This window comes from Sphingobium tyrosinilyticum, from assembly GCF_042654265.1.
GTDB classification, from domain to species: Bacteria; Pseudomonadota; Alphaproteobacteria; order Sphingomonadales; family Sphingomonadaceae; genus Sphingobium; species Sphingobium tyrosinilyticum.
On record NZ_JBHSFZ010000004.1, the window covers coordinates 156,125 to 176,222 of the forward strand.

Below are 20,098 nucleotides of genomic sequence, written 5' to 3' on the forward strand. Positions count from 1 at the left end.
TCATGACCACAGTTCAAACGCTGATCGACGAAAGAGACATCAACCGGGGCCTCAGCAGCTTCGCCCGCATTCTTGACCAAAAGCGCTGGGACGACCTGCCCACCGTGTTCGCCCGCGACCTGACGTTCAACTATGGCTCGGCCGGCGAACAGGAAGGGATGCAGGCGCTTGAAGCGCAGATGCGCCAATATCTGGACGTTTGCGGCGGCACGCAGCATTTGATCGGCAGCATCCTGGTTAACGTGGACGGCGACCGCGCGGAAAGCCGCGCCTATGTTCAGGCCCGTCACCAGCGTCGGGATGATCCGGCGGGCGCGATTTTCGATTCCACCGGCGAATATCGTGATCGCTGGGAGCGGCGGCCGGAGGGGTGGCGCATCGTTCGCCGCGACGCGATCTGGTTCCTGCACAGCGGCGATCCGGGCGTTCTGGCGACTGAAGAAAGTCAACTTGGATGAGCGCTGGAACCTCGCTCGCCGAGCGCTACGGCCCCCGCGCCCTGATATTGGGCGGGTCTGAAGGGATCGGCGCGGAATTCGCAGATCTTTTGGCCGGCGCGGGGCTCGATCTCACCCTTGTGGCGCGGTCTGCGGGCGCGCTGAACGAAACGGCGGCCAGGATCAGGGACGCGCATGGGGTGGAGGTCGATGTGATCGAACTCGACCTCACCGCCCCCGATATCCCGTCAAAGGCTGGCGACATCATCGCTGCGCGCGATTTTGGGCTCGTCATCTACAATGCGGGCGCGACGCATGGCGTCAATCTGTTCCTGGACCAGCCGGTCGATCGCGCGCTCAATTTGGTGGCGCTCAATTGCGCGTCGCCGGTCGCCGTTGCACATGCCGCGCTTGGCAAGATGCGGGAAAAGGGACGCGGGGGGCTGATACTTATATCGTCCATGTCGGGGCTCGTCGGCAGTGGTTATGTCGCGGCTTACGCCGCGTCCAAGTCTTTCGAGATCGTGCTGGCCGAGGGGCTGCACTGGGAATTGCAGCGCGACGGGGTCGATATATTGTGCGCCGTCGCCTCGCTCACCGACACGCCCGCCATGCAGCGCTCCGGTATGGTGGAGGTCGAGGGACTGACGCCGATGGACGCCCGGACCTTCGCAACCGGGGCGATCGACGCGTTGGGAAGCGCGCCGGTCTGGTATGCCGTGGGCGACGCCGCGGTCGAGGGGATGCGTGCGATGCCGCGAACCGCCATCACGGCGAACGCCTCCGCCATGTCAGCCCAGCTATGGGGCATAAAGGTCGATAACTGACGGGTTCAGCGTTCGGGACGCGTGGCGCCGGATGATCGCCGGGTGCGCGCAGTTTCGGCCTTCGGCTGCAGAAGAGGAGAACAGGATTGCGAAGTGCCATTGAACCGGCGCGGACGGCGGGCCGGAGGGGACGGCCTTCGCGGAACGAGGAGCGGGAAATCACCCTAGCGATCCTCGACGCCGCTCTCGTGCTTTTTCTCGAACATGGTTATGGCGCGACGTCGATGAAACGCATCGGCGAACAGGCCGGCGTTGCCCCTAACACGCTATATGCCCGCTTCCCCGACAAGGCCACGCTATTCCGCGCAATCGTCGAATGGAAAGCCGCGATCTGGAAGGTGACCAACCCACCCCGCCATGCCAAGCCAGGATCGTCCATGACCGAGGTGATCGAAGTCGCGCTGACGGGTGTCTTCGATGCAATGGAGCGCGAAGACATCAGCGCGATCGGCCGTTTGCTGGCGCAAGAAGCCGAACGCTTTCCCGAACTTGCGCAAATTTATCATGAGAATGCAACGCGCATCGGCCACGAGGGGCTGGTCCAATCCATCCGGCAGAGCAGCGACTGCACCCTTTCCGAAGATGAGATACATGATCTTGCCTATACAATGCTCGAATGCGCGTCCGGCCACATCAATCTTAGGATGCTGAACAGCGGCAGCGGACAGGAGACACATAGGCGGGCGGCCAAGCGCATCGCGACTTTTCTTTCGCGTGGCGTCATAAGGAAATGACAGAAGTTTGGGGAAAAAGCGGAGGTCATGGGAACGGCCCTATCCCCTGTTCAGAACATGCGGGCGCCATTGGGCACTGTGCGTTCCAGGCCGATCAGAACGACCCTGCCCTCGCTATCGGGTAAGCCCAGCGTCAGAACCTCCGACACGAACGGCCCGATGCGGCGTGACCCCAGATTGACGACGCAGGCCACCTGCTGCCCGACAAGGGCGTCTGCCTGGTCGTCAGGCACGGATCGGACAGGCTCCTGACCGTGGCTCATGTGTAATTTGTCAATCAGCCGCCCTGAGGAGCGGAGTCGATTAAACTGATAATACAATAATATTTAAGTTCCAGCGTTCCAAGCGGATCTCGGGGCACCGCCTAGGGGTGCCTATGGACACAGTCAGGAAAAAAAGATAATACCTTACACATATATGTAGAAATCTTTGGGGGCGGCCATATTATGGCTCACGCATTTCACTGTATCACGCTTGCAACGCGTCCTGACCGACATATCGGCGAGCGCACATCAAAAAGGAGGGGATTTCTTCATTATGCTTAATTTATCCATTCACGCCCGACTGCTGGCCGGTATCGCCATTGGCAGCCTGAGCGTCGCTGCATATGCGCAGGAAGCGCCGCCGCAATCGCAGCCTTCGGCACTTAGCGGCTCCGACATCATCGTCACCGCCACTCGCCGCAACGAATCTTTGGTCGATGTGCCATTGAACGTGCAGGCGATCACGTCGGAAGACATCACCAATCAGGCCATCACCAACTTTAGCGACATCGATACGCTGGTTCCCGGCCTTTCGCTCGACACCACGGCGCAGGGCAATGAAGCGTCCATTCGCGGCGTCACCACGGCTTCCGTCTCTGGCGCTCCGCAGTCGCTCGACATCTATTTGAACGACGTGCCGGTGTTGGCCTTCTCGATCTTCTCTGCGCTTTATGACGTCGGCCAGATCGAAGTGCTGCGCGGTCCGCAGGGCACACTTCGCGGCAGGACGGCGCCGACCGGCGCGATCACCATTACATCGCGGCGGCCCGATATGAACGCCTTTGGCGGCTACGTCGAAGGTCAGATGCAGTCCCACGAGCGGTTCGGCTACACCCTTCAGGGCGCTGTCGGTGGTCCGATCATCCCCGACGTGCTCGCCTTCCGACTCGCGGGCTTCTACCAGCAGGATGATCTCAACGGCACCCGTAGCATCAACAACAACGTCGAATCGGAGCAGCGGATCAAGAGCGGTCGCGCTACCCTTCTGTTTACGCCGGGTGACCGCTTCCAGCTGCTTGCTACATATCAATATAATGAAACCGACGAGGATAAGGTCGCCCGTCTCGCTGGCGCAGGCCGCGGTTATAACGGTCCGCCATTGACGGGTGAGGAAAATTCCGGGGTGGCCGAAGCCCCCGACTATACCAACAGACAATTCCACTTCGCGTCGATCAACGCCAAATATGATTTCGATTTCGCGACGCTGAACTATATCGGCGGCTGGACCAAATCGAAGAATACCCGCAAAGGCCGCCAACAGCTCGATCCCGGCAACGCCATTATCGGCTTCAATTATCTGCCGGACGCCGTGGCGGACATCGAAGTTCAGCAGTGGTCACACGAACTGCGGCTGCAGTCGAACACGAAGCCGGGCGATTTCCTAGACTGGACGGTCGGCTATTACCGAGCCAATGGCGGTTCGCGCGTCGATCAGAACACCACCCTCGTCAGCGCAGGTCCGGGCAGCGGCATCCTGGGCGATCCGGCCATCGTCGGTCCCACGGGACCTGCCGTGCCCACCGCATCGGATATCAATCTGAACTATTTGACGCGGGGCATTCTCCGACTTCAGCCCGGTTCCTTCAACATCTTCGGCGATCCTGGCCGCGATCTGGAGCAGTCGCTCTTCGCCAGCACCACCTTCAATTTCGATTCGGGCACCCACGTCCGTCTTGGCGCGCGCTATATCTGGGGTCACAAGGATTATGACTTCAATCTGGCTTTCGATAGTCCGCTGCGCATCGCTCAGCCCCTGGGCTTTCCAACTGCCGGTGTTTGTGGCTTCCTCCCGCCGCCATTCCCCGGCGCCACGTTTGCACCTTCAAGCTATCCCACCAGCTGCGATATCCTGATTGCCCTCCCCAACCCGCCTTCGCTTGATCAGCAGGCGAAGCTCAACGATTGGGTGTATGACATCAACGTCCGGCAGGAATTGGGCGAACATCTCAATGCTTATGCAAGCTACGCCCGCAGTTTCCGGTCCCCCGGCGCGAGCCAGGGCGACGTCCCAGCCCAGTTCGTGATCGTGAACGCAGAAAAGTCTGATAATTATGAAATCGGTCTGAAGGGGGAGTTGTTCGACCGGCGCGCTCGCTTCACCATTTCTGCCTTCCAACAGGACTTTAAGGGGTACAATGCCACCGTATCCAACATTCCGTTCGTGAGTGGCGGTTTGGCTAACGGCACCGTCACGGATGCCTTCTCACTGACCTATAACGGCGATGCGCGTGTTCGGGGCTTTGAGGCAGACATTAGCGGTAACATCACGGACCGTTGGAGCGCTCGCGCCTCGGTTTCCTATGTCAAAGGCAAGTTCAAAAATGCCTCGCAGCCATGTCGTGACGCCAACTTTGACGGCGTACCTGATAATGGTACTCCGACCTTGGCAGGCTTCCAGGGAGCAGGCGTGATCGTAGCGACCTGCGCGACCAACGGTCCGATCAATGGCCTGCCGAAATGGACGGCGACGGTGCAGACGGAATATTCAATCCCCATCGGTGATCGGGGCGAAGGATTTATCCGTGGCTTGCTCAACTATAAGAGCGACGGCCTGATCGTTTCCAGCAACGCCAAGATTCCGGAATATGCGACCGTCGATATATATGCTGGTGTGAACTACGATAATTTCCGGGCCAGCATCTTCGCGAAAAACCTGTTCGATACGACGCGCTTGATCGACCAAACCGGTTTGCTGAATACGTTGGGGTCCATCCCCACCGGATATCGCGAAGTGTTCTACACCCAGGGCCTGCAGATCGGCCTCAACCTGGGCTTCCGCTTCGGCGGCGGCTAAGCTGCGCAAGGAGCGGGCCGGCCAACAGTTCGGCCCGCTCCTTATTTCCGCTAAGATTCTCGATTTTTGCCAGTGAAATTAAGACGGTAAGTAGATCTCGTCGGCTTCGATGAGCCGCAGTAACCCGATCAGCAGCGCCATGATGGTTTGGTGCCAGTATAACAAGACTGCCAGCGGCGATGAGCGGGCCCGCACAAGTTTTGGGGCCTTCCTGATCTGCAGCGGTTCTACCAAAAGCGAGGTGTTCGAAGAGCTGATGGGCGATGAGCTCGCCCAGATGGTGTTCACGGACGCGCTCTGCGCAGGCGACAGTCTGAACAAAGTCCCCCTCCCTTCCGGGATGGGGGCTTTTCTTTTGTCTCAAATCGCGTTCCGCCGGGCAATCGCGCCAAGGTGGCGGCCGCTGGGTTTGATTGTGCGCTTGAAACTGGTGCGATCGACATCCACCAAGCCAAATCGCTGATGAAAGCCTTCGTTCCATTCCCAATTGTCCAACAGCGTCCAGTGGAAATAGCCGCGGACATCGGCGCCGGCGTCGATCGCCGCCTTTAATCCGGCCAGCGCGCCACTGATATAGTCGACGCGACGAACATCATTATCGGTCGAAATACCGTTTTCGGTGACGTAGATCGGTACTTTTACCTGGGAAGCAGCATAGCGAACAATATTACCGATGGCAGCGGGATAATATTCCCACTTGCTCTTAGTAAATTCGGCATCTTTGCCTGCCTTGCGCGGTCCTTCCGGTCCAATCAGGTAACGGGTATAGCCCTGCACCCCCAAAAAGTCGCTACGTGCGGCCGCTTCCAGCCATTGTGAATAGACTTCCTGGCGCTTCTGCGCGACTTTGGCTTCACCTCCATCAACAGCCTGATCATCACCAATCGACACGATCGCTCCGACCGGGAACTTGCCAGGTCCAGCCTTGAGAGCCGCCATGGCAAGTTCGTGCGCACGGATCATCGCCGGCACGGCTGTCTTCGGATCGCTGAACAGGAAGGACGAAAACTCATCGCTGCCCACTTTCTTGGCGGCGAGCTTCATCAGCGGGGCCGACATGGACGCAATATCCATCGGCTGGCCGGTCGCGCTCTGCATGTCCGGTGACCATTTGACAACGAGCGGCGCGTTGGGCTCGTTGAACGGCACCGCCATGCCGATGAGGTCGCCCATATGCTTGGACACCCGTTCGGCGTAGCGCGCGAACAGTTCCGGCGCGTCCGGCTTGTTCCAGGCGCCACGGGCGGCGAACCACCGCGGCGAGGAAAAATGATTGAGCGTCACATTGGGAAAGATGCCGGCATCGCGGCAGGCGGCGATACAGCGGCGGTAATGATCCAGTTCCGCCAGGGAAAACTGCCCTTCTTCCGGTTCGACGCGTGACCATTCGAGGGAAAAGCGATAGGCGTTGAGGCCCATAGCCTTCACCAGGGCGACGTCCTCACCCCAACGGTGATAGCTGTCGCAGGCATCGCCTGACCTCTCCCTAAAGGGAGAAGGATTCATATTTTCTACGATCCACAGATCCGAACTGACATTGTTGCCTTCTGTCTGGTGCCCCGCGCTTGAGGCACCCCAGAGAAAGCCCGTGGGGAATCTTACCTTCGGCGCGTTCCGTGTTGGAGCAGCAGCTGTGCTTGGGGCGGAGAGCAGGGCTGATCCAGCAGCCATGCCCATCAGGATCGATCGTCGATCCAGCGCGTCAGCGAAATCCATGAAATATCCTCTTCACATCCTTAGGGCCGCGCCGCGATCTTCAAAAACGGGACCGGCACCGTGACCGATGATGATTAAAAAGCATATGGCTTGTCAATTTAATAGAGCTGCAATAGCAGTCCGCGCGCATCTCACCGCTTCCAGAGGCGACCGCATGATACAATATTCTGGGGAGAGAATTTTACGCGACTTAGGCAGTTTGCGCGCTACGCAGCGATGGCGGGTTCGGTTGGTAGGATTTACCCCACCATCCCATCCAGCAGGCGAGCGAATTCAAGAATGATGCGGCAGATGCCGCGTCCGGCACCATCATCGTCACCGCAGACGATCGCATTCGCATCAGTCGCTCAAATCTGATTGCCCCCTTCGGCGCTTTCGCTGAGGTCAGCCCACCTCCACCCGGATACGCGACAGCCGGATTTCCTGTATCCGCCAGTCGCCGCCGACGCGGACATAGCGCTCATGATAATGACCATAGCCGTGCATCCATTTGAAGGGCAGCGGCGAGCCGTCCTGAACCCACAGCTTGTCCTCCATGGCCCAAATACCCGTCGCGTGATCCGGCCCCTCAATCCAAATTTCTGGCATATGTCCGTGATGGACGGTCTGGACATGCTGCAGGATCGGAGCAAGCTTGGCGACATAGGCGGCCGCCCCATGGGTCAGTTGGCTTTCGTCCTGCTGACCGGTGGATTCCCGAAAGTCCGCAACCAGATCGGGAGCGAAAGTCGCTTCCAACCCGGCCCAATCCTTCATGTCCATCGTCCGGAAATAGCGCGCTTTGAGCGCGTGAATTTCCGATGCGGCGGCAAGTTTTTCTGCTTCAGTCACAATCTCATTCCCAAGCTGAAAAGTCAGACCTTACCAGGTCACCTTGTTCGCGGCTTCGATGGCGGCCTGCATGTCAGGCGGCAGCAGTACGCCGCGCTTCTCTGCCGCCTTTACCGCTTCCGCGAAGCGTTTGTGGTAGACGTCCGGGGTTCCGTAGAGCGCCTTCAGCCGATCCTTGGAGAACGGGAATGTCCGGCCCGAACCACCGATACATTCGCCTCGCCAATCATATCGGGCGACCGGCACATCCACCCATGGTGTGCGGAGGCCCCCCTTCACATTACCGTTCGCATCGAAATAGCCGGCTGGCTCAAGCACCGGCTCCTTCGGTCCTTCAAAGGACGCAAGCTGAGGGAAGCTGGGTGCTGCCTTGCCGCTCTTGATCCATCGGTCAACGGCTATGATCGCAGCGCCCGAGACATATTGCACCGGAAGGGTGTTGGCATAATCCACGGGACAACCGCCCGCGTTCAGGCCGAGATCGCGTGTATTGGCCTTACCCACGCGGTCCATATAGGGACCGGTCGTATGGGAACTGCCCGCGGGCGCCCAAAAACGCAGCATCTTGCCTTCCGGCCGTGGTCCGCGTTCGGCAGAAGCCGTGGTAGTGTTAAGCACGATCACCGGCACGCCAACATCGGTGCGCACGACTGGCGCAGGCGTATCGACGCCCGACAACTTCAAACGTGCGCCCCTGTGAAGATCTTGCAAGAAAAAGCCGTCAAACACTCTCTGACGCGGCTGAATGGCGTTGATATAAATCGCCATCCGTTCGCCAGCGATCGTGTTGCCCACCCCAATTACGGCTTTCGGTTTTAAACCGGAGAATGGATCGGGCCCGCCTGCGATCATCTTGCTCTTCAGGGACGCGGCGATCTGAGTCAGTATGTCATAGGACATGTCGGTCGATGGCACCGACAAGCTGCCATAGCGCTGCGGATCCCAGCGGGCGAGCGTGGTGCCGACCGGGATTTGGCTGCCGGCATAAGTGATCATCTGCGGCGGCTTTTGGTCATCGATGCCTTCATGGTGCATCGACACCCCTACCCAGCCGAAGCCGTTGCGCAGCAGCGTTTCAGCGTTCCAGCGATAATTGGTATCCCGTTCAGTGCCGTAATATTCCTGCATATATTCGACGACGACGGTGCCATTGAACTTGGCGGCCGGTGGTTTACGGACGAGAATGCGCGTCTTGTAGGGCATATCTTCGCCCGCAACGACCTGCCAGCGGCCATCCGCGCCGAGCGTCGTGCCCGGCGCAACCGTATAGGCATGGGCTTTGCCCGAAACGAAATATTCGCTTTCGGTATAACCATAGGGCGCCAGATCGACGATCGATGCAGAATAGGGAAAGCCGCGCGTCCCGCCCGTCACCGGCCCTTCGATCGTGACACTGCCGACGCTGGCGTGCTGCGCCTTCGCTTGTCCGCGCGCCGACAGCGCGCTCCCCGGCTGAACAAGCATCGTTGCCGCCAAGAGGGGCATCAACCATTTTCTGTTGGGTTTCATCTCTTCTCTCCGGCTATTTCTTAGGTAAAGCAAAGGCGACGATGCTGTTGCGCCCCTCCGTCATGACGGAACTCATCTTAGCTATTGCGGGGTCGTATGAACCGGCTGCCAGCGCGATGAACTGGCGCCCTCCTGATTTGTAGACAGCAGGCACGCCGCCCGGCACCGACGGCAGGGGCGCTTGCCAGACCATGCGGCCGTCCACCATGCTCCATGCCCGCAGCTTACGATCCTGCGTCCCAGCGAACAGCAGATCGCCCGCCGTCGCGACGATGGTGCCGCGCGGGAAAAGCGTGCCTGAATTCTTGAGTCCGGGCAGTTCGCCGAAGGGAACCTGCCACAGCTTCCTGCCGCTGTTCATGTCATAAGCGGTAAGGGTGGACCATGGCGTCGCGTTCGCGGGAAACATCTTCTTGCTGAATAAGAAGTTGTAGCCGGTCTTGAGCTTGATCGGCCCGCTCTTCGCGGCTGCTGTCGACCCGTCCTGAACGTCGGGACCGGCAGCAGGTGCAGGCGCACTCGCCTTGCTCGCCTGCTCTCTGCTGAAGCCCAGGAAGAGCAACAGATCCTTCATCTCCTGCGGCTTCAGATTGAACGCGGGCATTACCGCGCGGCCTCGCGTGACGATTTCGCTCACCTGATACACCGTTCGACGCGCCGCGATCCCCGTCAGCGCCGGGATGGCAGGCGGTTGGCCAGCGCGTTTCTCGCCATGGCAGGACGAGCAGTTTTGCGCATAGACGGAGCCGCCGGGATCTTCGGCGCTCGCCCCCAGAAACATGGTGCGCGGCTTGTCAGAAGGCGGCTCCATCCGCAGGATCGCGGGAACATCCATCCCCACCACGAAAAAACGGCCGGTGCGCGGATCGACCGCGCCATTACCCCAATTAGTTCCACCCGAACTGCCCGGGATCTGCAATGTCCCCTGTCTGCTCGGCGGCGTGAATATCCCTTCGTTGCGTAGGCCCGCGATCACCGCCGCCACCTGCTTTCGCTCGGCCGCATCCAGATAAGGATTGAGGTCTGCTGCCGTCATATGCTGGCGCACGAACGGCTCGGGCGCCGTGGGGAACGGCTGCGTGGGAGAGGCCTCCTCCCCCGGAATGTCGCTTTTGGGAACCGGCCGCTCCTCAATCGGAAAGACAGGCCGCCCTGTACGCCGATCAAAGGTATAGATAAACCCAGTCTTACCAGCGACCGCGACCGCCTCGATCCGCTTTCCGCCACGATCAAGCGTCAGCAATTTGGGCGCTTGGGGCAGATCATAATCCCACAGGTCGTGATGCACGGTCTGGAAATGCCAAAATTTTTTGCCCGTTCGGGCGTCCAGCGCAACCAACGAGTTGGCGTAGAGATTGCTGCCCTTACGATTGACGCCATAGAAATTATAATCGGCCGACGCGAGCGGCACGAAAAGGATACCGTTGGCAGTGTCGAGCGTCATTTCGCTCCAGTTGTTGACGCCGCCCACCTTGTTCCAGACATCTTTGGGCCAGGTCTCATGGCCTGGCTCGCCAGGCTGTGGAATACTGTGGAAGGTCCAGCGCAGCTTACCGTTGCGGACGTCGAACGCGCGAATATAGCCAGGAGGGCCGTTCCATTCGTCGCCACCCGTCGTGCCGACGATGATGAGGTCATCGAAGATCCGCCCCGGCGATTGCGACTCAATCCGCTTGATAGTCGCTGGATCGCGTCCCAGACCCTGTTTGAGGTCGATCGAACCATTTTCGCCGAAGTCTGTCACCGGCTTTCCCGTCGCAGCGTTGATTGCGTAAAGACGATCATGCTGGTTGTAGAATAGCCTGCGCGGCTCCCCGCGCCCCCCGCTCCAGCTGCTCAGGCCGCGCATGCGCACGCCGTCGGCATCGACGCGCCAAAGCTCCCGCCCGGTCGCTGGATCCAGCGCCAATATGCCGCCGCTATAGGGCACGAACATACAGCCGCCGATGACCAAGGGATTGCCGTTGGACTGGCCATTGTTGGGTAACGGAACGCTCCATGCTAGCTGGAGCCGATGGACATTGGCGCTGTTAATATCATCAAGCGGTGAAAATTGCGCGGAATCGGGCCCGCCCAGATAATCGGACCAATCTCCGCCCGAATAGGGCACACCGGTTGCTCCGCACCCCCCGAGCAATGCCGCAACTATGGCGAGGCCGCCGATTGCAGCATAAGACTTTCGCCCGGACATCAAATATCCCCTCCAAAGGACTTTTCTCCCGCGCAAATTACGCTGCGGTCAGCGTCTAAACCCCCGTAACCTGCTACCTCCGAGACCATCGTACGCGGTAGCCAACATCGAGGAGCCGAAGAATAAAGTAGAGATATCTATATATATTATGGTTGGCAAGAGGTTGCATGAATTACCCGTCCATGACATTTCCTTCATGTGGAGATATGGAGCTGGTTTCGGCCCGGCAAACGCCCTTTGCCCGAAAGGCCGGTTCGAGAGGAAAAACGGTTTGCCAGAAGCTATGAAACAGGCGCGTACAATAGGACGGAGAGGACGCCCATCGCGGGAGGGTGAGCGAGAGATCACCTTGGCTATCCTCGATGCGGCGCTCCAGCTTTTCCTGACTAACGGCTATGGGGCGACATCCATGAAGCGCATAGGCGAGGAAGCCGGCGTGGCTCCCAACACGCTATATGCGCGCTTTCCTGAAAAGGCGACGCTCTTCCGCGCGATCGTGGAATGGAAGACGGCTGTCTGGAAGGTTACCAATCCTCCTCGCTATGCAAAGCCCGGATCCCCGATATCCGAAGTCATCGAAGTTGCGATGAACGCTATGTTCGAAGCGATGGACCGCGAAGACGTAAGTGCGATGGGTCGCCTGCTGGCGCAGGAGACAGAACGTTTCCCGGAACTCGCCCAGATCTATAGTGAAACTGCAGCCCGGGTTGGTCAGGAGGGGCTTATAGAGTCCATGCGTGCTAGCAGCGATTGCGGTTTGTCCGAAAAGGAATTGTCAGACCTGGCCAATACCATGATGGAATGCGCATCGGGACACATGAATCGGCGGATGTTCAACGGGAATAGCGGCCAGGAGAGCCACAGGCGAGCGGCGAAGCGCATCGCCAAACTGCTGTCGTACGGAGCTGCACAGCGCTGAAAAAACCACGAGCGCACGGCGCGCAGGGCTAAAATGAACAAACCATTCTTGTTTATTTCGAAAACTGGCTCCATTCTGGCAGCAGCGCGCACGTCCCAAGATGGTGCCGCGCAGAAGCTAAGGAAATGCCTAAATGATCAAGTTCTTCACGCCGGCTCTTCTCAGTCTGGTGGCTGCAACTGCCGCTCAAGGCCAGCAGCCTGCAGCCACCACTGCAGCTACAGCGCAATATTCGACTGAAAAGACGGATGTCGGTGCATTGATCGGCAATCCCCAGACTAAAGCCATCGTGGACAAGCATATCCCGGGTTTCAGCAACAATCCGCAATCGACATGGCGCGCGGCATGACCCTGCGCGCAATTCAGCCCTTTGCGGCCGATCAGGTTACCGACGCCGCCTTGAGCGCGATCGACAGCGAACTTTCCAAGCTACTCGCTAAGTAAAGACATTCCGGCATTCAGTCAGAACATGCACCGGTCGGAGCGCACCTGGTGAGATGCTGGCCCGTGTATTTCGGGTGGGTGGGCGCGAGATCAGGCACCGGCTCGCGGCTGATTTAAAATGAATTTACTTCATTATTTTACCTTGCCGCCGCGAGCTCGTCATCTAGATGATCCCGACCGCACCGGGACTAGTATTGTCAGAGAGGAAAGATCATGAAGCGCGCTCTCAAACTTCTGCTGACGGCCAGTGTAGCGTTTGCAAGTATGCCCGGGCTGTCGCAGGACCTGTTACACGAAGGCTTCCAAAATCCTCCGCAGGAGGCCCGCCCCCGCGTATGGTGGCATTGGCTGAACGGGGCCATTTCAGAGCAAGGCATCAAGCAAGACCTCGATTGGCTGCACCGGTCGGGCATAGGCGGCGTGCAGATATTCTACGGAGCGATGCCCAATAATGACGGCGTCGTCACGCCGCCCGTCCGCTACATGTCGCCTGAATGGAAAACCGCCTTCCGCAGTGCCGTTGCGCAAGCCGCCGACAAAGGCATGGAAGTCACCATTCCCACCTCTGCCGGCTGGAGCGAGACCGGCGCGCCCTTCGTCAAAGCCGCAGATGGGATGAAGAAATTCGTCTGGACCGAAAGCGATGTGGTGGGGGGACGACGCTTTCAGGGCATTCTGCCACGCCCCTCCGACGCATCGGGGCCGATCGGGGGCATCGAATTTGGCGAAAACAGGCTGACGCATGGTGCGATCGGGCCCCAGCCGCCGCGCCTTTATGTCGATAGTCGCGTGATCGCCTATCATGTGCCGGCGACGGAACATGCGCTGCCCTTGCCCAAGGTCACGACTTCGAAAGGGGAGGTGCCCGCGGCCGGACTTTTCGACCGGCGATTGGTGAAGGCGATCGAGATCGACCGTCCCTCCAACAAGAATCCGGGCTGGGTCCGCTTCGATTATCCGAGGCCCGTCACCCTCCGATCGCTGACGGTGGTTCTGGAGCCCAAGAAGCCCGAAATTGCGGTTTCGACCGAAATTCCGGCTTGGCTGGAGGTCAGCGAGGACGGCGTCACCTTCCGCAAGGTGGCCGATATAACAGCGGGCTCCTTCACGCAAAATACGAACAGCTTCGCCCCCGTCACCGGCCGCATCTTCCGCGTGGTCCTGCAACCTGCGCCTGCCACGCTCCCCGCTTTGGACATGGCGCCCGGGGCGCTGCTGCAACCTGGTCTTGCCTTGTCTCCGCCCGGCAAGATGCTGACGATCTCGGAAATGGCCCTGAGTAGCGACGCCCGCATTGAACGGTTCGAGGAAAAGGCGGGATTCGCCTCGTTGCCGGATTATTATGCGGTTCCGACTCCTGCCGTGGGTCCGAGAGACGTCATCGATAGATTGAGCGTCATCGATTTGACCAGCCGGATGAAAGCTGATGGAACCCTGGACTGGACGCCGCCCAAAGGGCGCTGGCGCGTGGTCCGACTGGGCTATTCGCTGACCGGCCATATGAACGGCCCCACCACCGCCGAGGCGACGGGCCTTGAGGTGGATAAGCTGAGCGCCCCACGCGTGCAGGCCTTCATGAAGCAGTATCTCGATGAATATGCGCAGACGCTCGGTCCCGATCTCGTCGGCAAGCGAGGCTTGCAGGCGACGCTCAACGACAGCATCGAGGCTGGATTTCAGAACTGGACCGACGATATATTGGACCAGTTCGCCAAAAGGCGGGGCTATGATCCCGCACCCTGGCTACCGGTCCTTACCGGCCGCATAGTCGATAGTGCCGCCGCCAGCGACGCATTCCTGTATGACTTCCGTCGCACCCTCACGGATCTAATGGCCGAGGCGCATTACGGTTCAGTCGCGCAGATCGCCCATGCGCGCGGCTTGACGGCCTATGGCGAGGCATTGGAAGCGCCGAACCGTCCATCGCTAGGCGATGATCTGGCGATGCGCAGCCACGCTGACGTGCCGATGGGCGCGATGTGGATGTTCAAGCCCGGGAGGGGGCCGCAACCCGCCCACGCCGCCGACATAAAGGGCGCGGCCTCCGCCGCACATCTTTACGGGCGGACTTACGTCGGGGCGGAGTCGATGTCGTCCATGTTCCAATATTGGGCGGCGAGCCCGCGCGAATTGAAGCATGTCGCCGACACCGAGTTCGCGCTGGGTGTGAATCGTTTTTCCATCCACAGCAGTGTTCATCAGCCCTTGATCGACAAAGCGCCCGGTCTCAGCCTGTGGCTGTTCGGCCAATATTTCAATCGCAACGAAAGCTGGGCGGAACAGGCGCGCCCGTGGGTGGACTATCTTGCCCGCACGTCCTGGATGCTCTCACAAGGGCGCTATGCGGCGGACGTAGCTTATTTCTATGGCGAGGAAGCCCCGATCGTGACGCTCGCCGATCAGGGCCGCCTGAAGGATGCGCCCACTCGGTACGGCTATGACTTCATCAACGCGGACGCGCTGGCGGGGCTAACTTCCGTCAAAAACGGCACGATCGTCACGCCCTCCGGCATGCGCTATCGGGTCTTGCAACTGGGCGGTGCGTCGCAACGCATAACCTTGCCGACCCTGCGCCGGATCGCCGAACTGGTGGAGGCGGGCGCGGTCGTCGTGGGGGACAAGCCGTCATCCTCACCCAGCCTCGCCGACGACATCGGGGCATTCAAGGTGCTGGCGGACAGGCTTTGGAGCGGTGGCCCGGAAACGCGCGTCGGCGCTGGCCGCGTTCTTTCGGCCATGCCGGTGGAGGCCGCTCTTGCCCGGATCGGGCTAACGCCCGACCAAGAAGTGCTTGGCCAAGCTGGAAACGCGTTGCGTTTCTTGCATCGGACTTTGGAAGACGTCGACCTGTGGTTCGTCAGCAACCCCGAAGGGAATGCCTTCATGGGCGATGTGGCGTTCCGTGCTACCGGGCGTGCGCCCGAATTGTGGGATGCCGAAACCGGGACCAGCAGCCCCCTGTCCTACCGGACGGAAAACGGCCGCACCATCGTCCCGCTCCGTCTCGACGGCAGCGGATCCGTGCTGGTCGTATTTCGCAAGCCAACCCGCGAAACGGCGCACACCGTGACGCCACCTGCCGAACACACGTTGGCGACGATCGATGGGGACTGGTCGGTCACCTTCCAGCCCGACCGCGGCGCGCCCGACGGCATCGTGAAGATGCCCGCAGGCTCCTGGACCGACAGCAAGGAGACGGGCATCCGCTATTTCTCGGGCGTCGCAACCTATTCCAGGACAGTCCGCGTCCCCCGTACGAAGGCGGGGAGCCGGACCATTCTGTCGCTCGGCGAGGTAAATGACCTGGCAGAATTGTGGGTCAACGGAACGCACGTGCGGACGCTGTGGCACGCACCCTATCGCGCCGACGTGACCGATGCGCTCAGGCGCGGCGATAATCATGTCGAAATCAAGGTGGCGAACCGCTGGGTGAACCGCCTGATCGGCGATGCGCAGCCTGGGGCAGCTAAGGTCGGTTGGGTTGTCGCGCCCGCCTATTCGGCCAAGGCTCCCCTTCTGTCATCCGGCTTGAAGGGGCCCGTCACTTTGATCGAAGCGCGCAACTGAGCAATACCTGACAGCAAGGGAAGCAGGAGGAAAGATAATGAAGCGCGCGCTCAAATGGGCCATTGGACTGATCGTTGGGCTATTCCTGGCCCTGATGCTGTTCGCCGTCATCGCGATCGGTCCGGCCAATTTCGGCCGCCTGGTCCTGGGCATCGGGCGCAATTATGATCATCAGCCGCCGGTCCTGCCAAAGAACCTGTCGGGAGAGTCGATCCTGATATTCTCCAAGACCAACGGCTATCGGGACGATCCCCAGATCAAGGCGGCGAATGCGGCGCTGGAAGCGATCGCGCGCAAACGGGGCTGGAGCAGCTATACGACCGAGAACGCCGCCATCTTCAATCCCGAGCAGTTGAAGCGCTTCAAGGTGGCGGTCTGGAACAGCGTCAGCGGGGACGTGCTGACGCCTCAGCAACGGCAGGCGTTCAAGGCCTGGCTGGAGGATGGCGGCGGCTTTGTCGCGCTGCATGGTTCGGGTGGTGACCTGGACTATGCCTGGAAATGGTATGTGAACGACCTGATCGGCGCGCAATTCATCGGCCACACCATGGGTCCGCAGTTCCAGCGCGCGACGCTGATCGTCGAGGACCGGCAGCATCCCGCGACGCGGCACCTTCCCGCACGCTGGTCACGAACTGACGAATGGTATTCATTCGCCTCCAGCCCGAGAGCCAAAGGCCATCACATTCTCGCGAGGCTGGATGAAGGAAGCTACCGCCCGAAGATGAAATTCCTGCCTTTCGCCAAGGCACGCGATCTTCAGATGGGCAAGGATCATCCGATGATCTGGACTCATTGCCTCGGCACAGGCCGCGCCTTCTACTCCGCACTGGGGCACCCGGCTTCCGCCTATGCCGAGCCGGAGCATGTGCGTATGATCGACGGTGCGATCGCGTGGGCTGCGGGACTGGAGGGGCCGTCTTGCGGACAAACGCTAGCTGCCTCGGCCCGATGAGTACCCCTCTAAATAATCCGAGATTTTCCTTCATGCGTGATGCCCAGGCCGTAACCGTCGCATTGGTGATCATTTCGGCGTGCACCGTGTCCTGGCGATTCTCTCCGCCCGGAGGCGCCTTGCGCGCGGCGAAGGCGCGCAGTGTTTCGTCGCGCATTTGCGGACTGATGGATCAGCTGATCATCGAGAAGGTCGGACACCCCACGCTGATGCGGACAACCTGGACATCAGCGGCCGGTCCGCCCCGGAGAACCGGTGCGTAGTGCCGGACCGCCAGGTCATCGTTATCGCCCGCGACAACGACACCACTTTCGGCGTCCTCCACTCGCGCTTTCACGAACTCTGGTCCGTGCGCATGGGCACGTCACTGGAGGATCGGCCCCGATACACGCCGCCGACGACTTTCGACCTTCCCCTTTCTCAAAGGCCTGACCCCAAACATCCCCCGCCTTCATTTATTTCGACGACCAGCGCGCTAATGCGGTCGCTGTCGCGGCGGCGCGGCTGAACGAATTGCACGAAAACTGGCTCAATCCCTCCGATCTCGTGGTTTGCGAGCCCGAAGTGGTGCCCGGCTATCCTGATCGCATCCTACCGAAGCGTGAGGGGCGGCGAAGGAGTTGAAAAGCCACGTTAACCAATCTCTACAACGTTCGCCTGCAATGGCTGGCGAATGCGCACGCCGCGCTCGCTCGCGCTCAACCAGGCCCGTTCAGCTGAAGGAAGATGATGGCGCTTGGTGCCGTTGCAACAACAGAAGCCACCGGTCCGCAAGGGGCCGGTTTTTGTAACTCTATGATGCCGGTCCCGCACACGCTCAATGTCGCTTCCTCATAAAAGTTGCCTTTCGACCTTTCGCTCTGCAAGGCAGGATTGTTCCAGCTGCCGCCTACCAACGTCGACTCATTGTCGGCATTCAGCGGCCGATTTTCGAGCTCCAGATCCGGAACGGCACCTATCCAATCTACCCACCTCATAACTGGCCCATTCCGGAATGGCGGGCTTGACGACAGCGACTGAGGAAAGCTGCTATATCCCGGCGGGCGTTTGTCGGGCAACTTCCGGACAAACCGATTTCCGTTTAAATGGTGAACCGATTTGGCTTCGTCGCTCCGCCAGCTAGCACGTGCAACGCAAATCGGCGGCCCGAATGCGAACTACGTGTTGCGAAGGCCCACGCCAGTAAGCCAGGTCATCAGCGAGGCACCGCTAATGACAGCAGGGGCGTTGCCCTGTTTGGTCCGCCTCGGTGGCGGCCGTAATGGCGCATAGGAGTGAGGCTGCTGCGCTTCGGGACATGCCTGCCAGAAGGGAGACGCGGCGGTCGAACGGACGCGCGCCGCGCCTCGGTTCAGTCCAGCTTGCGCAGCCATATGTTCCGCACCTCGACCCGCGCCGGGTTGAGCTCGGCTTCGATGCCGATCAATCCGGCGCGATTGTCGGGGGATTGCGGATCGTCGAACACGCTCGCCGCCATAAGCTGGCCGTTGAGGAGGTGAAGCACGACATGGCCGCGCGCGATGATCTCGTATTCGTTCCAGTCGTCCGGGCGAACGTTGAGCGCGAGCTTGCTGCCCTCGGCAATCGTGCCCACCAGTTCGGCGCCGGCGCCGGCGGAGCGCCGCGTCACTTGTCCGCGCCAGCTCGTTACTCGCGCGGGCTCGTTTTCCATGTAGACTTGACCGCTGAACAGGTCGCGGCCGAACGTCTTAGCCGGCCAGAAATCAGCCTGCGGCCCGGTCATCATCAAGCGCAGGTTCGGCGGCGGTGCGCCCGGTACAGGGTTGGTCCAGGCAAGGCCAGTGCGGCTGCGGTACTGAATGCCGGACCCGCCAACAGCCGCCTTGATTTCCAGGCGCAGATCAAAGTCGCGGGCCTTCAGGCCGCGATAGACGAGATAACTGTTGTTCATCGCCCGGTTCGGCGGACGAACGGCGACGATCGCCCCATTTTCCACGCGCCAGACCTCGGGATCGCCATCCCAGCCCGCCAAGGTCCGACCATCGAACAGTGAAACGAACCCTTCGTGGTCCTGAAACGCGCGCGGGCGGGGTTGCTTTAGCACGAACGGATGCGCCACGCTTTTGGCCGCGGGCGGTTCGGCTGCTCCAGCACCAGTCGCCAGCGCGGCGCTCAGCACCGCGCCGCAAACCTTCAGGGCTACTGTCCTCATGCCCACCGCTCCTCTCTTTTTTCGCGTCACTAGTCAGGCGAACACCGACACGCTCCCGTTTCGCCTTTGTCTAGAACCTCGGCGGAGAGGATCAAATAGCAGTCCTATCCCGCGCAAAGCTCCGCTCCTTGGAGAGCAGCGGGGCCTGACCTGTCAATCGGCATATTCGCTTCAACCGTCCAGGCCACTCAGCTCTAGTGACTGAGATGGCTGCGCGCCACCCTCTGTCATCGGACTGAACGACCAACTAAAGCCGTTCCCTGGCGCCCGGGTTAGTGGCTGCACCGCCAATTTCGTCGCCCCGGTCGTGCCGCCAGCAGCGTGCTCCAGACCGGCGATCGCCTTGGCTAGGTCTTCGAACAAGCGAATAGCAATTGGTCTCGGTCGCCGACCAGCCATGGCCGGAACTCCACTGCCGCCGCTTTCATCACGTCCATCTTGCGCAAGCGCTTCAAGGTCAGGGCGAGTAGGCTTGATTTTCCTGAGCCCCATTTGCCTTCGAGGCCGAACACGAACCTTCTGTTGGCCGCCTGTGTGGTCAGCAAGTCCGCGATCCGCTCGGCGAGCGCGGCGAAACCGAAGCGATCTTTACTGTCTGATTCAAATAGGACGATCGCCATGGAAGGTCGGTTCGGTCAGCTAGCGTCCGCGGTGATGGTGTAATTTCCCGGTGTAGATGACGGCGTTGCCGGGGGTGGGGCCGAGGCCCCACCCCCGGCGGCCCATCTGGTGGCCACC

Annotated in this window: 15 protein-coding genes; 8 read left to right on the top strand and 7 right to left on the bottom strand. The window is 60.3% G+C overall.

The genetic code is table 11. The features are described from left to right. The first annotated feature begins 2 nt into the window (after positions 1 to 2). From ACFO3E_RS03275 to ACFO3E_RS03285, 3 genes are all read left to right on the top strand, one after another. Positions 3 to 458: a nuclear transport factor 2 family protein gene (locus tag ACFO3E_RS03275; RefSeq protein WP_380802478.1), complete on the top strand. Its 456-nt coding sequence runs from the start codon at positions 3 to 5 to the stop codon at positions 456 to 458. Beyond that, on the top strand, positions 455 to 1,264 hold the full coding sequence (locus tag ACFO3E_RS03280) for an SDR family NAD(P)-dependent oxidoreductase (RefSeq protein ID WP_380802480.1): 810 nt from the start codon (positions 455 to 457) through the stop codon (positions 1,262 to 1,264). Before ACFO3E_RS03275 ends, ACFO3E_RS03280 begins: the two co-directional genes overlap by 4 nt. Positions 1,265 to 1,350: 86 nt before the next feature. Continuing rightward, positions 1,351 to 1,998: a TetR/AcrR family transcriptional regulator gene (locus ACFO3E_RS03285; protein WP_380802482.1), complete on the top strand. Its 648-nt coding sequence runs from the start codon at positions 1,351 to 1,353 to the stop codon at positions 1,996 to 1,998. A gap of 50 nt (positions 1,999 to 2,048) precedes the next feature. Here the strand turns inward: ACFO3E_RS03285 and ACFO3E_RS03290 are convergent, their stop codons facing one another. Continuing rightward, positions 2,049 to 2,231, bottom strand: a complete 183-nt coding sequence (locus tag ACFO3E_RS03290; RefSeq protein WP_380802484.1) for a hypothetical protein — start codon at positions 2,229 to 2,231, stop codon at positions 2,049 to 2,051. Positions 2,232 to 2,535: 304 nt separating this feature from the next. Between ACFO3E_RS03290 and ACFO3E_RS03295 the strand changes: the two genes are divergently transcribed. Then, complete coding sequence (locus ACFO3E_RS03295; RefSeq protein ID WP_380802486.1) at positions 2,536 to 5,055, top strand: TonB-dependent receptor; 2,520 nt, start codon at positions 2,536 to 2,538, stop codon at positions 5,053 to 5,055. A gap of 360 nt (positions 5,056 to 5,415) precedes the next feature. On the opposite strand, the gene ACFO3E_RS03300 is transcribed toward ACFO3E_RS03295, so the two are convergent. The 4 genes from ACFO3E_RS03300 to ACFO3E_RS03315 all read right to left on the bottom strand — a co-directional run bounded on the left by ACFO3E_RS03300 (position 5,416) and on the right by ACFO3E_RS03315 (position 11,302). Beyond that, positions 5,416 to 6,771, bottom strand: coding sequence for a glycoside hydrolase family 1 protein (locus ACFO3E_RS03300; RefSeq protein ID WP_380802489.1), 1,356 nt, complete (start codon positions 6,769 to 6,771; stop codon positions 5,416 to 5,418). A 384-nt stretch (positions 6,772 to 7,155) separates the two neighbouring features. Next, on the bottom strand, positions 7,156 to 7,602 hold the full coding sequence (locus tag ACFO3E_RS03305) for a nuclear transport factor 2 family protein (protein WP_380802491.1): 447 nt from the start codon (positions 7,600 to 7,602) through the stop codon (positions 7,156 to 7,158). 30 nt (positions 7,603 to 7,632) lie between these two features. Then, complete coding sequence (locus ACFO3E_RS03310; RefSeq protein WP_380802494.1) at positions 7,633 to 9,111, bottom strand: alpha/beta hydrolase domain-containing protein; 1,479 nt, start codon at positions 9,109 to 9,111, stop codon at positions 7,633 to 7,635. A gap of 13 nt (positions 9,112 to 9,124) precedes the next feature. Then, positions 9,125 to 11,302, bottom strand: coding sequence for an outer membrane protein assembly factor BamB family protein (locus ACFO3E_RS03315; RefSeq protein WP_380802496.1), 2,178 nt, complete (start codon positions 11,300 to 11,302; stop codon positions 9,125 to 9,127). Between the two features lie 283 nt (positions 11,303 to 11,585). Here ACFO3E_RS03315 and ACFO3E_RS03320 point away from each other — a divergent pair, with 283 nt between their 5' ends. The 4 genes from ACFO3E_RS03320 (at position 11,586) to ACFO3E_RS03335 (ending at position 17,187) form a co-directional block, all read left to right on the top strand. Beyond that, entirely contained in the window at positions 11,586 to 12,221 is a 636-nt protein-coding gene (locus ACFO3E_RS03320; RefSeq protein ID WP_380802514.1) for a TetR/AcrR family transcriptional regulator, read from the top strand. Positions 12,222 to 12,354: 133 nt separating this feature from the next. Next, positions 12,355 to 12,570 carry a hypothetical protein gene (locus ACFO3E_RS03325; RefSeq protein WP_380802499.1) on the top strand — a complete coding sequence of 72 codons (216 nt, stop codon included), beginning with the start codon at positions 12,355 to 12,357 and terminating at the stop codon, positions 12,568 to 12,570. Positions 12,571 to 12,878: 308 nt separating this feature from the next. After that, positions 12,879 to 16,232: a glycosyl hydrolase gene (locus ACFO3E_RS03330; RefSeq protein WP_380802501.1), complete on the top strand. Its 3,354-nt coding sequence runs from the start codon at positions 12,879 to 12,881 to the stop codon at positions 16,230 to 16,232. Between the two features lie 37 nt (positions 16,233 to 16,269). Further along, on the top strand, positions 16,270 to 17,187 hold the full coding sequence (locus tag ACFO3E_RS03335; RefSeq protein WP_380802503.1) for a ThuA domain-containing protein: 918 nt from the start codon (positions 16,270 to 16,272) through the stop codon (positions 17,185 to 17,187). A gap of 1,351 nt (positions 17,188 to 18,538) precedes the next feature. Here ACFO3E_RS03335 and ACFO3E_RS03340 read toward each other — a convergent pair. Beyond that, the gene (locus ACFO3E_RS03340; protein ID WP_380802505.1) at positions 18,539 to 19,360 is read right to left on the bottom strand and encodes a 3-keto-disaccharide hydrolase; all 822 of its coding nucleotides are present in this window, start codon (positions 19,358 to 19,360) and stop codon (positions 18,539 to 18,541) included. Between the two features lie 347 nt (positions 19,361 to 19,707). Continuing rightward, entirely contained in the window at positions 19,708 to 19,980 is a 273-nt protein-coding gene (locus ACFO3E_RS03345; RefSeq protein WP_380802508.1) for a P-loop NTPase fold protein, read from the bottom strand. Positions 19,981 to 20,098: the final 118 nt, after the last annotated feature.

Coding starts and splice junctions, on each gene's coding strand:
- ACFO3E_RS03335 (WP_380802503.1), top strand. CDS start 16,270: ATGAAGCGCGCGCTCAAATGGGCCATTGGACTGATCGTTGGGCTATTC.
- ACFO3E_RS03295 (WP_380802486.1), top strand. CDS start 2,536: ATGCTTAATTTATCCATTCACGCCCGACTGCTGGCCGGTATCGCCATT.
- ACFO3E_RS03340 (WP_380802505.1), bottom strand. CDS start 19,360: ATGAGGACAGTAGCCCTGAAGGTTTGCGGCGCGGTGCTGAGCGCCGCG.
- ACFO3E_RS03300 (WP_380802489.1), bottom strand. CDS start 6,771: ATGGATTTCGCTGACGCGCTGGATCGACGATCGATCCTGATGGGCATG.
- ACFO3E_RS03330 (WP_380802501.1), top strand. CDS start 12,879: ATGAAGCGCGCTCTCAAACTTCTGCTGACGGCCAGTGTAGCGTTTGCA.
- ACFO3E_RS03315 (WP_380802496.1), bottom strand. CDS start 11,302: ATGTCCGGGCGAAAGTCTTATGCTGCAATCGGCGGCCTCGCCATAGTT.
- ACFO3E_RS03320 (WP_380802514.1), top strand. CDS start 11,586: ATGAAACAGGCGCGTACAATAGGACGGAGAGGACGCCCATCGCGGGAG.
- ACFO3E_RS03325 (WP_380802499.1), top strand. CDS start 12,355: ATGATCAAGTTCTTCACGCCGGCTCTTCTCAGTCTGGTGGCTGCAACT.
- ACFO3E_RS03345 (WP_380802508.1), bottom strand. CDS start 19,980: ATGGCGATCGTCCTATTTGAATCAGACAGTAAAGATCGCTTCGGTTTC.
- ACFO3E_RS03275 (WP_380802478.1), top strand. CDS start 3: ATGACCACAGTTCAAACGCTGATCGACGAAAGAGACATCAACCGGGGC.
- ACFO3E_RS03280 (WP_380802480.1), top strand. CDS start 455: ATGAGCGCTGGAACCTCGCTCGCCGAGCGCTACGGCCCCCGCGCCCTG.
- ACFO3E_RS03310 (WP_380802494.1), bottom strand. CDS start 9,111: ATGAAACCCAACAGAAAATGGTTGATGCCCCTCTTGGCGGCAACGATG.